The 14,713-nt window shown below is 62.0% G+C and carries 13 protein-coding genes; 5 read left to right on the top strand and 8 right to left on the bottom strand.

Annotated elements, in window-relative coordinates; genetic code table 11:
* Window position 1: 1 nt before the first annotated feature.
* The 4 genes from antB (at window position 2) to M1B35_RS22980 (ending at window position 4,407) form a co-directional block, all read left to right on the top strand.
* A complete protein-coding gene (gene antB / locus M1B35_RS22995) occupies window positions 2-493 on the top strand; it encodes an anthranilate 1,2-dioxygenase small subunit (RefSeq protein ID WP_123337443.1) in 492 nt (163 codons plus the stop codon).
* An 18-nt stretch (window positions 494-511) separates the two neighbouring features.
* Complete coding sequence (gene antC, locus M1B35_RS22990) at window positions 512-1,534, top strand: anthranilate 1,2-dioxygenase electron transfer component AntC (protein WP_268263172.1); 1,023 nt, start codon at window positions 512-514, stop codon at window positions 1,532-1,534.
* A 77-nt stretch (window positions 1,535-1,611) separates the two neighbouring features.
* Complete coding sequence (locus M1B35_RS22985) at window positions 1,612-3,012, top strand: amino acid permease (RefSeq protein WP_123337447.1); 1,401 nt, start codon at window positions 1,612-1,614, stop codon at window positions 3,010-3,012.
* A gap of 186 nt (window positions 3,013-3,198) precedes the next feature.
* Window positions 3,199-4,407, top strand: a complete 1,209-nt coding sequence (locus M1B35_RS22980; protein WP_268263171.1) for a benzoate/H(+) symporter BenE family transporter — start codon at window positions 3,199-3,201, stop codon at window positions 4,405-4,407.
* A gap of 20 nt (window positions 4,408-4,427) precedes the next feature.
* Here the strand turns inward: M1B35_RS22980 and pdxR are convergent, their stop codons facing one another.
* From pdxR to kynB, 3 genes are all read right to left on the bottom strand, one after another.
* Complete coding sequence (gene pdxR / locus M1B35_RS22975; protein WP_123337451.1) at window positions 4,428-5,927, bottom strand: MocR-like pyridoxine biosynthesis transcription factor PdxR; 1,500 nt, start codon at window positions 5,925-5,927, stop codon at window positions 4,428-4,430.
* A 148-nt stretch (window positions 5,928-6,075) separates the two neighbouring features.
* Window positions 6,076-6,927: a tryptophan 2,3-dioxygenase gene (kynA, locus tag M1B35_RS22970; RefSeq protein ID WP_123337453.1), complete on the bottom strand. Its 852-nt coding sequence runs from the start codon at window positions 6,925-6,927 to the stop codon at window positions 6,076-6,078.
* Between the two features lie 100 nt (window positions 6,928-7,027).
* Window positions 7,028-7,669: an arylformamidase gene (gene kynB / locus M1B35_RS22965; protein ID WP_123337455.1), complete on the bottom strand. Its 642-nt coding sequence runs from the start codon at window positions 7,667-7,669 to the stop codon at window positions 7,028-7,030.
* Between the two features lie 307 nt (window positions 7,670-7,976).
* Here kynB and M1B35_RS22960 point away from each other — a divergent pair, with 307 nt between their 5' ends.
* Window positions 7,977-8,321 (top strand): cupin domain-containing protein, encoded by a 345-nt coding sequence (locus tag M1B35_RS22960; RefSeq protein ID WP_123337457.1) that lies wholly within the window; start codon window positions 7,977-7,979, stop codon window positions 8,319-8,321.
* A 53-nt stretch (window positions 8,322-8,374) separates the two neighbouring features.
* Here the strand turns inward: M1B35_RS22960 and M1B35_RS22955 are convergent, their stop codons facing one another.
* From M1B35_RS22955 to M1B35_RS22935, 5 genes are read right to left on the bottom strand one after another with little or no spacing between them, the layout of a single operon-like run.
* Entirely contained in the window at window positions 8,375-10,357 is a 1,983-nt protein-coding gene (locus M1B35_RS22955; RefSeq protein WP_268263170.1) for a polysaccharide biosynthesis protein, read from the bottom strand.
* Window positions 10,354-11,403, bottom strand: coding sequence for an MraY family glycosyltransferase (locus M1B35_RS22950; RefSeq protein WP_268263169.1), 1,050 nt, complete (start codon window positions 11,401-11,403; stop codon window positions 10,354-10,356). The genes M1B35_RS22955 and M1B35_RS22950 overlap by 4 nt, the downstream gene beginning before the upstream one ends.
* Window positions 11,400-12,359: a UDP-glucose 4-epimerase family protein gene (locus tag M1B35_RS22945; protein WP_123337463.1), complete on the bottom strand. Its 960-nt coding sequence runs from the start codon at window positions 12,357-12,359 to the stop codon at window positions 11,400-11,402. The genes M1B35_RS22950 and M1B35_RS22945 overlap by 4 nt, the downstream gene beginning before the upstream one ends.
* A 7-nt stretch (window positions 12,360-12,366) precedes the next feature.
* Window positions 12,367-13,494, bottom strand: coding sequence for a non-hydrolyzing UDP-N-acetylglucosamine 2-epimerase (gene wecB, locus M1B35_RS22940; RefSeq protein WP_123337465.1), 1,128 nt, complete (start codon window positions 13,492-13,494; stop codon window positions 12,367-12,369).
* Window positions 13,487-14,497 carry a polysaccharide biosynthesis protein gene (locus M1B35_RS22935; protein WP_123337466.1) on the bottom strand — a complete coding sequence of 337 codons (1,011 nt, stop codon included), beginning with the start codon at window positions 14,495-14,497 and terminating at the stop codon, window positions 13,487-13,489. Before M1B35_RS22935 ends, wecB begins: the two co-directional genes overlap by 8 nt.
* Window positions 14,498-14,713 lie beyond the last annotated feature (216 nt).

Raw genomic sequence — 14,713 nt, 5'->3', positions numbered from 1 at the left:
CATGAATGCGCAATTGCAGTACCAGATCGAACAGTTTTTCTACCGCAAATCCGAACTCTGCGACGCCCAGGACTGGGACGCCTACCTGGCGCTGTTCGACGAGCAGAGTGAATTCCACTTGCCGCAGTGGGATTCCGAGCACGTCTACACCACCGACCCCAAGCGCGGCATGTCGCTGATCTACTACGCCAACCGTGGCGGCCTGGAAGACCGGGTGTTCCGCCTGCGCACCGGCAAGGCGGCGTCCGCCACGCCGATGCCTCGCACCTTGCACCAGGTCAGCAACCTGCGGGTTCGCGAGCAGGACGATGGCGACCTGGAAGTGAAGCTCAACTGGCACACGCTGTTCTATCGCCTGGCCACCTCCGAGCAGTTCTACGGCCACGCCACCTATCGCCTCAAGCCCCATGGCGACAGTTGGCTGATCGCCCGCAAGCATGTGCTGCTGCTCAACGACCGGATCAACTCGGTGCTCGACTTCTACCACCTCTGATTGCCTGGGATACCGACGATGAACCACAAGGTCGCCTTCAGCTTTGCCGACGGCAAGACGCTGTTCTTTCCCGTGCAGGCCAATGAAATCCTGCTCGACGCCGCCCTGCGCAATGGCATCAAGATTCCCCTGGATTGCCGCGAAGGTGTGTGCGGTACCTGCCAGGGGCGCTGCGAGTCGGGCCGCTACAGCCAGGATTACGTGGACGAGGAAACCCTCTCCGCCCAGGACCTGGCCCAACGCAAGGTCCTCACCTGCCAGACCCGAGTGCAGTCCGATGCCGCGTTCTACTTCGACTTCGATTCCAGCCTGTGCAACGCCCCCGGGCCGGCCCAGCTCAATGGCTCGGTGATCGAGGTGCGCCAGGTCAGCGAGAGCACGGCGATCCTGCACCTGGACCTGGGCAGCAGCGAACCCTTGCTGGATTTCCTGCCGGGGCAATACGCCCGCTTGAGCATCCCTGGCACCGACAGCCAACGCGCTTACTCCTTCGCCAACCGCCCCAACGAAAGCAATCAGCTGCAATTCCTGATTCGCCTGTTGCCGGACGGGGTGATGAGCAACTACATCCGCGAGCGCTGCCTGGTGGGCGACAACATCAAGCTGGAGGCTCCGCTGGGCGCCTTCTACCTGCGCCATATCAACAAGCCACTGGTGCTGGTGGCCGGGGGCACGGGGTTGTCGGCGCTGCTGGCCATGCTCGACCAGATCGCCCACCAAGGCTGCGAGCAGCCGGTGCACCTGTATTACGCTGTGCGCGGCCCTGCCGACCGCTGCGAACGCACGCGGATCCTGGCCTACGCCGAGCGCATTGCAGGCTTTCGCTACACCGAAGTGCTCAGTGACCCGCCAGCGGATTGGCCCGGCAAGCGGGGCTACATCCCCGAGCATTTCGACCTCAGCCAACTGCGCGACGGGCCCCTGGACATGTACGTCTGCGGACCGCCGCCGATGGTCGAGTCGATCAAAATCTGGTTGCAGGAACAGCAACTTAACAACGTTCAACTGTATGACGAGAAGTTCACCGAGAGTAATATCTGATCCGTCAGCATCTAGCCGAGATCGAATCCTCCACAACGGGGATCGTTCCTGATAACAACGAGAAGAGAGCGCATTTAGTGGATCAAATTTCGCAACCGGGCGAGCTCAAGCGTGGCTTGAAGAACCGCCATATTCAGTTGATCGCCCTGGGCGGGGCGATCGGCACCGGACTGTTCCTCGGCTCTGCCGGGGTACTCAAGTCCGCCGGACCGTCGATGATTCTGGGCTACGCCATTGCCGGCTTCATCGCCTTCCTGATCATGCGGCAACTGGGGGAGATGATCGTCGAGGAGCCAGTGGCCGGTTCCTTCAGCCACTTCGCCCACAAGTACTGGGGCGGCTACTTCGGCTTCCTTGCGGGCTGGAACTACTGGGTGCTGTATGTCCTGGTGGGCATGGCCGAACTCACCGCCGTGGGCAAGTACGTGCAGTTCTGGTGGCCGGAAATCCCCACCTGGGTCAGCGCTGCGGTGTTCTTCGTGCTGGTCAACCTGATCAACATGATGAACGTGAAGTTCTTCGGTGAAGCCGAGTTCTGGTTCGCCATCATCAAGGTGGTGGCCATCCTCGGCATGATCGTCCTGGGTTGCTACATGCTGTTCAGCGGCAGTGGCGGACCACAGGCCTCGTTCAGCAACCTGTGGGACCACGGCGGCTTCTTCCCTAACGGCTACAGCGGCCTGCTGATGGCCATGGCCTTCATCATGTTCTCGTTCGGCGGCCTGGAGCTGGTGGGCATCACTGCCGCCGAAGCCAGCGAGCCGCGCAAAGTGATCCCCAAGGCGATCAACCAGGTGGTTTACCGGGTCCTGATCTTCTACGTCGGCGCCCTCGCGGTGCTGCTGTCGCTGTACCCGTGGGATGAACTGCTGGTGAGCCTCAGTGCCGGCGGCGACGCCTACAGCAGCAGCCCGTTCGTGAAAATCTTCTCGCTGATCGGCAGTGATGCAGCCGCGCAGATCCTCAACTTCGTGGTCCTGACGGCGGCGCTCTCGGTGTACAACAGCGGCGTGTACTGCAACAGCCGCATGCTCTACGGCCTGGCCGAACAGGGCGATGCGCCGAAAGCGCTGATGAAGCTCAACAAGCAAGGCGTGCCGGTGCTGGCCCTGGGCATTTCCGCGCTGATCACCCTGCTGTGCGTGCTGGTCAACTACCTGGCGCCCCACGAAGCGCTGGAGTTGCTGTTCGCCCTGGTGGTGGCGGCACTGATGATCAACTGGGCGCTGATCAGCCTGACCCACCTGCGCTTTCGCAAGGCCATGGCCGAACAAGGTGTAGTGCCGTCGTTCAAGGCCTTCTGGTCGCCACTGAGCAACTACCTGTGCCTGGCCTTCATGGTCATGATCGTGGGCGTGATGTGGATGATCCCGGGCATCCGTGCCTCGGTGTATGCCATTCCGGTGTGGGTCCTGGTGATCTGGGGCCTGTACCGCGTGAGCCAGGCGAGAAAGGCCGCGCAACCCGCCCTGCGCTAAGCCGCAGTAGCGCTGCAAGACTGAAAGCCCGGCCTTGGATCAAGGCCGGGCTTTTTTATTGGCCACGCAAAAGCGGTCTGCCAATTCCTGCAAATGTGGCCTGAATCAACAGTCCGCTCTCTCCCTAGAATCGAGCCCCTCCCGGCGGTTGAGCCAGGGAGCCTGTGACTGGATGGAGAGTGGCTTATGAACAGAACTGCGGCAGGCCTTCGACTGGCCAATATTTTTTCGCCCACCGTGGCGGCGCTGATTTCAGTGCTGGTGAACTACGGCGGGACCTTCGTCCTGGTGTTCCAGGCCGCCGAACTGGCGCGGCTGTCACCGGCCCAGACCGCGTCCTGGGTCTGGGCGGTATCGGTGGGCGTGGGCCTGAGCGGTCTGTGGCTGAGCCTGCGCTACCGGGCACCGATCATCACCGCCTGGTCCACACCCGGCGCCGCCTTCCTGGCCACGGTGATGCCCTTCACGCCTTACGCCGAGGTGATCGGCGCCTACCTGATTTCGGCCCTGGGGTTCATCCTCCTCGGCGCCTCCGGGGCCTTCGACAAACTGGTGCGGATGATCCCCAAGGGCATCGCCGCCGGCCTGCTGGCGGGCATCTTGCTGCAGTTCGGCATCAACGCCTTTGGCGGCGCCAGTGCCGACCCGCTGCTGGTGATCGTGCTGCTGGTGTCCTACGCGCTGCTGCGACGTTTCACTTCACGGTTTGCCGTGGTGGGCATCCTGGTCATCGGCCTGGCGCTGCGGATCGCCCAGGAGCGAATCGACTTTTCAGCGGTGCACTTGAGCCTCGCAGTGCCGGTGTTCACCGCGCCGCAGTTCTCTGTGCAAGCCTTGCTGGGGGTGGCGCTGCCGCTGTTCGTCATCACCCTCACCGGCCAGTACATGCCCGGGATGCTGGTGCTGCGCAATGACGGTTACCAGACCAGCGCCAACCCGTTGCTCACCGTCACGGGCCTGGGTTCACTGCTCATGGCGCCATTCGGTGCCCACGCCTTCAACGTGGCAGCGATCACAGCGGCGATCTGTACCGGCGAGGACGCCCACAAGGACCCCGGCAAACGCTACATCGCCGGTATCGCCTGCGGGCTGTTCTACATCCTGGTGGGGACTTTCGGGGTGACCCTGGCAACCCTGTTCATGGTCCTGCCCAAGGCCTTTATCACCACCCTGGCGGGCCTGGCGCTGTTGGGCGCCATCGGCGGCAGCCTGGCCAATGCCATGGCCGATGCGCCCACCCGGGAAACCGCGCTGATCACCTTCCTGGCCACGGCGGCCAACGTCACCCTGCTGGGGGTCGGCGGCGCCTTCTGGGGGCTGGTGGCCGGGTTGACCGTGCACCTGCTGATCCATGGCCGGGCTACCCGACTGCCGGCCAATGCCGCCCAGCCTTGAAGCTCGACGCCTGGCCCGGGCTAACGCTTTCTCAGGGCCTGGGCCAGGCGCGCCATGGCCGCGTCGATCTCATGGGCGCTCAACGAGGCGTAGCCCAGCAACCAGCCCTGCTGCTTCTGCTCCCCGGCGTACAGCCGGCTGAGCCCGGGCAACTGGATACCGACCCTGGCTGCCCGTTGCTGGGTCTGCACCTCGGTCCAACCGGATTGCAGCAGGCAAGGGATCTGCAACCCTCCCGGCGGCGGCAAGGCGATGGCGATGCCCTTGAGGTGCCGCTCGATGGCCCCGAGCATCGCTTGCCGACGCCCGGCATAAAGCTTGCGCATGGCCCGCACATGGCCGTTGTAATGGCCCTCTTCCATGAACCGCGCCAGGGTCAGTTGAAGAATCTGCGGGGTGTGCCCATCCATGATGCTGCGGGCGCTGCTGAAGGCACTGACCAACTCCTCGGGCAAGGCCATGTAGCCCATGCGCAGGCCGGGTGAAAGGGTCTTGCTGAAGGTGCCGACGTAGAGGGTTCGCTGATACGGGTCCAGGCCCTGGACACAGGCCGTGGGCAGGCCGTCGTAATGGAACTCGCTGTCGTAGTCGTCTTCGATGATCCACTTGTCGTGCTCGGCGGCCCAACGGGTCAGCTCCAGGCGGCGCTCCAGGGACAGGGTGGCGCCGGTGGGGTATTGGTGCGACGGCGTCACATAGACGCAGGAGGCGCCACTGCGATCGGCCCGCAACAGGTCAGTGCGAATGCCCTGGCCGTCGACGTCGATGGGCACGATCCGCGCCTCAGCGGACTCGAAGGCCTTACGCGCCCCGAAGTAACCCGGGTTCTCCATCAGGATCGGCTTGCCGGCGTCCACCAGCAGCTGGGCGCAGAGGAACAACGCCTGACGAGTACTGCTCAGCACCAGAATCTGTTCGGGCCGCACCTTGGCCCCGCGCTCCAGGTTCAGGTAGGCGGCGATGGCCTTGCGCAGCGGTTCGGCACCTTGCGGGTCGCCGTGCAGCAACACGCTACCCCGATGTTCCTTGAGCACCTGGCGTTGCAGGCGCTCCCAGACCGCCAGCGGAAAGCTGCGGGTTTCCGGCAACCCCGTGGCAAATGCGGTGACCACTTGCTGATCGGTGACGCCGCCTCGCTCGAACATCATCCGCCCACGGCGGCTCAGGCCCGAGCCTGGCTCCCGAGCAGCCGGGGGCTGCTCCTGCAAGCGCACGCGGCGGCGGGCGGCACCGCGTAACTGGGCGCCAATGCTGTCACTGACGTAACTGCCCGAGCCCCCGCGACGCTGGATGAAGCCATCGCGCTGCAACTGCTCGTAGGCGTTTTCCACGGTGTCACGGGACACCGCCAACGACTTGGCCAGGGTCCGACTCGCCGGCAACTTCACCCCGGGGCCCAAGGCGCCATCGAGGATCAGGCCGCGCAACGCCCGCTGAATGCGCTGGTGCAGGTCCAGGGGCGCAAACTCCGGGTCGTTGAGCCGCATGTTGAGGGTTTCAAGCTCGAAGGTCTGAGCCACGTGGTCTGCCTGATGAAATAAAAATAAGCCGCTGGGGGCGGCCACTTTATCCCTCGGGCGGTGTTGGCGTCAGCCCTTGCCCGTACACGGCTGGCGCCCGAGACCCGGGCGAAAATGAAAACGCCCCGGCAGGCGGGGCGTTTGGCGATCAGAGCGAGGAGCGAACCCGCCACAGCTCGGGGAACAACACGGTGTCGAGCATCTTGCGCAGGTAGCCCACGCCTTCGGTGCCGCCGGTGCCGGGTTGGAAACCAATGATCCGTTCCACGGTGGTCACGTGGCGGAAGCGCCACTGGCGGAATGAGTCTTCGAGGTCGATAAACTTCTCCGCCAACTGGTACAGGTCCCAGTAGCGGGTCGGGTCGGCATACACCTCGCGCCAGGCGGCCTCGACCGACGGGTCGTGCAGCGTCGGCGCGGTGCTGTTCAGCGTCAGGCGCTGAGGGTCGATGTTCAAGCCGGCCTTGGCCATCAGGCCGATCGCTTCGTCGTACAAGGACGGCGTGCTGATCGACGCCTGCAGCGACTCCAGCAGTTCCGGGCGGTGGGCGTGGGGCCGCAACAAGGCCGCACTTTTGTTGCCGAGGATAAATTCGATGTCCCGGTACTGGAACGACTGGAAACCCGAGGACTGGCCCAGGTAAGGCCGGATCGACTTGTACTCCGACGGGGTCATGGTGGCCAGCACCGCCCAGGCGTGGACCAGTTGATCGAAGATCCGCGACACCCGCGCCAGCATCTTGAACGCCGGCGGCAACTCGCCCAGGCGCACGTGCTCACGGGCGGCCTTGAGTTCGTGCAGCATCAGCTTCATCCACAGCTCGGAGGTCTGGTGCTGGATGATGAACAGCATCTCGTTGTGGTCCGGCGACAAGGGGTGCTGGGCACTGAGGATGCGCCCCAGGTCCAAGTAGTCGCCGTAGCTCATGGAGTCGGAGAAATTCAGCTCGGCGTTATGCCATTCATCCGGCGGGTTGCTTGAATAAGGACATTGGCTCATGGCGGGGGCTCCTCCCATCAGGTAGCGGCTGGCCGATCGCTCGGGGCTGGGCACGGATCAAAGGCCCGCGCCGAGGCAGCCAGCTTCGTTGTAGTGAAAATTATCGGTTCAAGGGCCGCAGGATCGCCCGCACCGGGCTGGCGTCCAGGTGGGCAAAACGCAACGGCAGGGCGATCAATTCGTAATCCCCTTCCGGCACGGCATCGAGCACCACGCCTTCGAGAATCGCCATGCCTTGGCGGGCCACGGCGTTGTGGGCGTCCATAGTCTTGGATTGCTGCGGGTCCAGGGACGGCGTGTCGATGCCGATCAGGCGCACGCCGAGGCTGGCCAGCAGCTCGACGGTGGCCGGGGCCACCGCCGTGAAATGCTCGTCCCAGACCGCCAGCGGCGCCTGTTGATAAGTGCGCAACAGCACCCGCGGCGGCAACTGCTCCAGGTGCCCGGCCAAATCCTCGGGCTGCACGAGCGGCCCGCTGCCCAGGCAATGCACGACCCGGCACGGGCCCATGTACACGTCCAGCGAGACCTCACCGATGGGCGCACCATCGGCACGGTAATGCAGCGGCGCATCGACATGGGCGCCGGTGTGGGGTGACAAGGTGATGCGCCCGACATTCACCGGGCACTCGGGTCCGAACTGCCAGACACGTTCTTCCTGAAATGGCGTATCCCCCGGCCAGGTCGGGGTCGCGGTACTCAAGGGCGGGCTGATATCCCACCAGCGGGGTGTGTTGTCCATGGTGTGGCTCTCGATCACGTCGACCTGAATGATACGAGCGATGCCCGTGTAGATTCTTGCGAAATTCCGCGCCGCGCTTCAGATATTTCGTAAATCCTGCGAAAAAAGCGCTTTTTGGCGAACGATAATTTCAACCGGCAATCCCCGCCCTCGCCCCGGCAGGCCCGGGCATTGCTGCGCTCGCCGGCGACACGCGCGGGGACCGGGCTGCGCTTCTGGATAGATTGATGTCGAGCCCAGACAACCCTGCCGATGCCGGGCGCTATAGGGTGCGACTTCCGATCTGCCAACTGCCAGGAGCGCCAGAATGTCCAAACCTATTACCGTGCTGCGTGATACCCACCCGCTGCCGGTGCTCGACGCCTGCAAATGGGAAAAACTCGAAGGCGACCCGCACACCGTCAACCTCAACGCCTACACCAGCGAAGACGGCAGCAAGATCATGGGCACCTGGATCTGTACCCCCGGCAAATGGCGGGTGGCGTACGAGAAGTGGGAGTACTGCCATTTCCAGGAAGGCTACTGCGTCATCACCCCGGACGGCCAAGCGCCGATCCACCTGCGCGCCGGCGACATCTTCATCGTCGAGCCGGGCATGAAAGGCACCTGGGAAGTGGTGGAAACCGTGCGCAAGTACTTCGTGTTTGCCTGACTCAAAAACCGAGAACCCGCTCAACGCGGGTTCTCGACCATCCTCCCCAGCGGTCAGGTTCGACGCTTCAGGTGAATCCAGTCGACAATTTCACCCTCAGGGACGTACCCACTGACCGTCTCGCGCAATAGTTGGCGAACCCGTTCATAGTCATCCCGATCAACGGCCGCCAGCAAATCACTCAGCACCTGTTTGAACGCCTCCCAGGACAGGTACTCTTCATTGGCGCGCATGATCATCGGATGCTCCGTGGCGCTGACATTGTCACCGATCAACAGCTCCTCATAGAGCTTCTCCCCGGGACGCAACCCGGTGAACTCGATGGCGATGTCGCCATGGGGATTGACGTCCGAGCGCACGCCAAGGCCGCTGAGGTGGATCATCTTTTCCGCCAGTTCGACAATCTTCACCGGCAACCCCATGTCCAGCACGAACACGTCCCCTCCCTGCCCCATGGCACCGGCCTGGATCACCAACTGCGCGGCTTCAGGAATGGTCATGAAGTAACGAGTGATGTTGGGATGAGTGACCGTGACAGGCCCGCCTTTGCGAATCTGCTCGTAGAAACGCGGAATCACCGAACCGGACGAGCCCAGCACATTGCCGAAGCGCACCATGGTGAAACGTGTCTTGTTGAGGTGGTGGGCGGTCTCACCTTCGCCAAAAAGCACCGGGGCCGACTCGGCGCTCAACGCCTGCAGGACCATCTCGGCCAGGCGCTTGGTACTGCCCATGACATTGGTCGGACGCACCGCCTTGTCCGTTGAAATCAGTACAAAGTTATCCACCCCCGCCTTGACTGCCGCCTGGGCGGTAAAGGTCGAACCCAGCACATTGTTCAGCACGCCTTCGGCGATGTTGTGCTCAACCATCGGTACATGCTTGTAGGCCGCTGCGTGATAGACCGTGTTGACGCCCCAGGTACGCATCACATCCAGCAAGCGCGCCGAGTTGCGGATCGACCCCAGGATGGGCATCAAGCGCACCGACAGCGAATCACGGCGAACACGCTGCTCAAGTTCGGTATGGATGCTGTAGAGATTGAACTCGCTGTGTTCAAACAGCAGCAAGGTGGTGGGGCCAGTGGCAATGATCTGGCGGCACAGCTCGGACCCGATCGACCCGCCGGCCCCTGTGACCATGACCACTTGGCCGCGAATGCAGCGATCGAAGAGTACCTTCTGCGGCGGCACGGCATCGCGACCGAGCAGGTCGGCGATGTCCACTTCCTGCAGGTCACTGACGCTGACGCGCCCACTGGCAAGGTCCATGAAACCTGGGATCGTTCTGACATGAACCGAGAACGCCTCCAGCGAGGCAAGAATTTCCCGACGCCGGGAACGCGACACCGAAGGAATCGCCAGAAGCACTTCGTGGGAGTCCGTATCGTCGATCATCTGTTGGATGTGCTTGGACTTGTAGACCTTCAAACCGCCAATGACCCGCCCGGCAATACTCTCGTCATCGTCGACAAAAGCAACCGGCAGCATGCGCCGGCCCATGCGCAGTGCAGCCAGCAACTGGTTGCCTGCGGCCCCGGCGCCATAAATGGCGACCCGTTGCAGACCTTGCTCGTTGGCGATGTTACGCAGCGGGAGCAACTCGCCGATGAAATACTGCCGCATGAGCAAACGCAGACCGCCTACCAGCAGCAATGAAAGCCCCCAGTAGATGAACACCACCGAGCGCGGCATCAATGCGTCGGGCCGTACCAGGTAAATGACCAACGCCAGCAGCAGGGCCGACAGGCTGACCGCATTGAAAATGGTGACAAGCGCAGAACTGCCGAAGTAGCGCAGGACCGCCCTGTATAAGCCAAAACGGATGAACAGCGGAATCGCCGTGGCCGGAGCGGCCATGAACAGCCACAGGTACTCACTCAAGTTGACTTGGTGCGAGCCGCCCAGGCGAATGAGGAAGGCCAGCCAAAGAGCGCCCCAGAGCAGGAAAACATCCGTGATGACCTGCAATGCCCGCTTGCGCTGTCGCGACAAGCCAAGCAGGCGTTGGCGTATAGCGTCCGACCTCACTCTCATCCCTCTTGCTCCGCAAGCCCAGCACGGTACTTGAACGCTATGAACAGGAGGGGGGCATAGGCCAGGACCAACCCGCTCACCCCCCCCACTACCCCCTTGGCGACGCACACGGCGAGAGGGAGCAGCCATAACAGATTGAGCCCCGCAACCGCGACAGTCACCGGCAGGTGCCGACCATACTGGCGACTCGCAAACTGATAGGCATGACTGCGATGGGCTTCATACACCTTCTCGCCCCTGAGCAGGCGCCTGAACAGCGTCAGGGTCGCATCGACCACAAAGACCCCCAGCAGGATCAGCCAGCACCAGAGCAGGGAAGGATCGTGCCACGCGGCGTGAAGACTCAGAATACCCAACACGACCCCAAGGAAACCGCTACCGGCGTCCCCCATGAAGATCTTCGCAGGCGGAAAATTCCACACCAGGAAACCAGCCGTCGCCATGGCCAGCAGTACCGGCAAGTAGATCCCCGCTAATGCACCCGACTCCAGGGACGTGACGTCGTCGGTCACCAACCAAAAACACAGAGCGCCGCCCAGGCACGCACAAACGGCCTCGACACTGGCAATGCCATCGATGCCATCCATGAAGTTGTACAGGTTCAACAGCCAGACCAGGTAAAGGGCCGCCAGGCCATATCCGAACACCCCGAAATCGACGCTCAGGCCGAAGATGCTCAGTGCCGGCACCCCCCCAAGCCAATACAACGCCCACAGGGCCGCGAGGAAATGCCCCAGCAGGCGCCAGCGCGCGGCAATGTGACCGTGATCGTCCAGAAACCCCAACAGGGCCACACCGGCACCGGCCCCCAACAGGGCCCAGAACAGCGACAGCGGCGCATCGGAAACAAGCACGGTGAGTGCGATCAGCCCCCCCAGGAAACTCACCACAATCGCCACGCCGCCGCCACGAGGAGTGGGCACCGTGTGGGAGCTACGGGCATTGGGAATATCCAGAACACTGCGAGACAACGCATAGCGACGCAGCACGGCGGTCAACAGCCAAGCCAGTAGGGCAGAAAATGCGAGAACACCTAACACTGTCATTTCTTCAACGTATCCAGATAGTGTGCAGCGGTTGCGGCCAACGCATCGTCGAGAGAAACGGGTGGCGTCCAATCCAGCACAGAGCAGGTCCTGCTGATATCAACCTGCAACGAGCCACACAACCTATGACTCAGATGGCCACGCCCGAGCAGCCCGGCAGTGGCTTCGATCCAGCGTTGCGGAACGGGCACCAGTCGCGCGGGCACGCCCAGCGCAACGGCCAGCCGACGCAACAGGACCGACGTCGAGACGTCCTCGTTGTCACTGACCATAAAGCGCTGGTTGGCGGCTGCGGGGTGCTTGAGGCAGACGACAAGCAAATCGACCAGGTTGTCCAGGGCAACCAGACTGCGCCGGTTGTTGATAGCCCCCAAAGGCAGCGGTACACCTCGATGCAGCCAGCGCATCATGCTGAGAAAGTTGGCTTTCACCCCGGGGCCGTAGACCAAGGGGGGGCGAACGACCACGACGTCCATCGCGCTGTCGCGAGCAATGTCCAGCAGGCCTTGCTCAGCCTCCCACTTCGAAATGCCGTAGGGGTCGACCAGCGCAGGGGCATCTTCGGCCCGATAGGCTTGCCCCTCGACCGTGCCCTCACCGTTGACTTTCACCGAGCTGAGAAAAATGAAGCGCTTGACGCCCGCGGCGGCCGCTTGCTGTGCCAGAGCCAGGGTGCCCTGGGTATTGGCCAGGCGAAATGCGCAAAGCGGATCGGACTCGCGCTCAGCCATGACATGCACCCGGGCAGCGCAATGAATGACCGCGTCCACATCGGCAAGCGCTTCCCGCCAGTCGCCATCGGGGCCCAGGTCGGGGGCCATGCAGATCTCATGCGCCGCCTGGTCACCCGGCGGGTTACGAAAAGCACTGCGCAGAACATGCTCGCCATCGGTGAGTATCCGCGCCTGCAACGCACGCCCCACAAAACCACTGGCGCCAGTCAATAAAACTCGCATAAGAGACTCAGGCTTTGTGCCAGACAGTACGATTGATGTAATCCGTGTAACTCAAGACCACACGTACAACCTGCAAGGAAACCGGCCCGCCCTCGTAATCCGGCACCAGCGGCGTGGTGCGAGTGCCCGCGCTGTGCTGAGAGGTGATGACCTTCACGGCCGCCAGGACCGAGTCTTTCTTCAACCCGCTCATGATCAGCGTGCCTTCATCCATGCCCTCGGGACGTTCGTGGGCGTTACGCAGCGTGACCGCTGGCAGGTTCAGCAAGGAAGCTTCTTCGGTGATGGTGCCACTGTCAGAGAGCACGCAGAACGCCGACATCTGCAACTTGATGTAGTCCAGCAGGCCAAAGGGCTTCACGAAACGAATCAGCGGATGCTCCAGTGACTCGCCCAGCGCCTCGAGGCGTTTGCGTGTGCGTGGGTGGGTTGAAACGATCAGCGGGTAGCCGTACTCGTCAGCCAGGGCGCGCAAGGTCGCGAGCAAGTCCCGCAGGTTGTCCGGCGTGTCGACATTCTCTTCGCGATGCGCGCTGACGATGAAGAACTTCCCGGCTTCCAGCTGGCTGCGCTCAAGCACATCGGACTGCTCGATCTTGGGCATGTAGTAATCCAACACTTCATGCATGTGCGAGCCGGTCTTGATGATGGTTTCCGGGCGGATGCCCTCGGCGATCAAATAACGGCGAGCATGTTCGGTCAGCACCATGTTGATGTCGGAGAGGTGATCGAGCACCTTGCGGTTGAGCTCCTCGGGCACACGCTGGTCGAAACAGCGGTTGCCCGCCTCCATGTGAAAGACCGGGATCTTGCGACGCTTGGCGGCAATCACAGCCAGGCAGGTGTTGGTATCGCCGTACAACAGCAGGGCATCCGGCTGCTCCAGCTCGAACACCGCGTCGGCCTTGGAAATCACCTCGGCAATGGTCTGTGCCGCCGTTTCCCCGGCCGCACCCAGAAAATGGTCGGGCTTGCGGATCTCCAGGTCATCAAAGAAAACCTGGTTCAGCTCATAGTCGTAGTTCTGTCCGGAATGCACCAGAACGTGGTTGACCTGGCGGTCAAGCTCGGCGATCACTCGGCTCATCTTGATCAGCTCGGGGCGAGTTCCGACCAGGGTCATGACCTTAAGCATCGAGCTGCTCCTTGATGTAGTCGAGTTTTAGCAGCAACTGCTTGATACCCGGTACATCCAGGCGCTCGGTGTTGTGCGAGGTGTAATCGTCCAGCTCGGAAATTTTCTCCTCGCCCTCTACAAAGTACTTTTTGTAGTTGAGGTCGCGATTGTCTGCCGGAATACGGTAGTAGCGCCCCATGTCTTCAGCCTTGGCCATCTCTTCGCGAGAGACCAGGGACTCGTAGAGCTTCTCGCCATGCCGGGTACCGATAACCCGAACCGGATTATCGCGCCCGAACAGTTCCTTGACCGCCTGCGCAAGGTCGCCCACGGTCGAGGCTGGCGCCTTTTGCACGAAAAGATCACCTTGCTGGCCATGTTCGAAAGCGTGCAGGACAAGGTCGACGGAGTCTTCAAGGGACATCAGGAAACGGGTCATCGAGGGGTCGGTAACCGTCAGCGGTTCACCACTGCGCAGTTGATCCACGAACAGCGGAATCACCGAACCGCGGGACGCCATGACATTGCCATAACGTGTTGCGCAGACGACCGTACCGCCCTCCGGAATCATCCTCGACTTGGCGACCATCAACTTTTCACCCATGGCTTTGGATATGCCCATGGCGTTGATCGGATAAACCGCTTTGTCGGTACTCAACACCACGACACGCTTCACGCCTGCGGAGATCGCCGCATTGAGCACGTTCTCGGTGCCATTGACGTTGGTGCGGACCGCTTCCATGGGATAGAACTCGCAAGACGGAACCTGTTTCAGCGCCGCCGCATGGAAAATGTAATCCACACCGACCATGGCTTGTTTCAGGCTGTCGTAGTCCCGCACATCACCGATGTAGAACTTGACCTTGTCGTTGGCCAGGGCGATACGCATGTCTTCCTGCTTCTTTTCATCACGGGAAAAGATGCGAATTTCTCGAACGCTGGTGTTGAGGAAACGCCGCAACACCGTGTGACCGAAGGAGCCAGTGCCTCCGGTGATCATTAATACCTTGTCGTCGAACATGGCCACTCCAAATTTGAATCATTCGCCACTTGCGCCACCACCTTCGTCCGAGCGACACCCAAAGCTGCAATCCGTGCAGCCTGAACGATATACAGCGCGTGGATGTAATCGACAGTGAATAACGCAACGTAGATGAAGATGAAAAGCACAATGTGCACAAAGAAGAACATAAAAAACTAAAACCGGGGACCAACATTCCCTGTAACAGCCTGAGGC

Origin of the sequence: Pseudomonas morbosilactucae, from assembly GCF_023241665.1 — a bacterium.
Lineage (GTDB): Bacteria > Pseudomonadota > Gammaproteobacteria > Pseudomonadales > Pseudomonadaceae > Aquipseudomonas > Aquipseudomonas morbosilactucae.
This window is presented reverse-complemented; position numbering and strand designations above follow the sequence as displayed.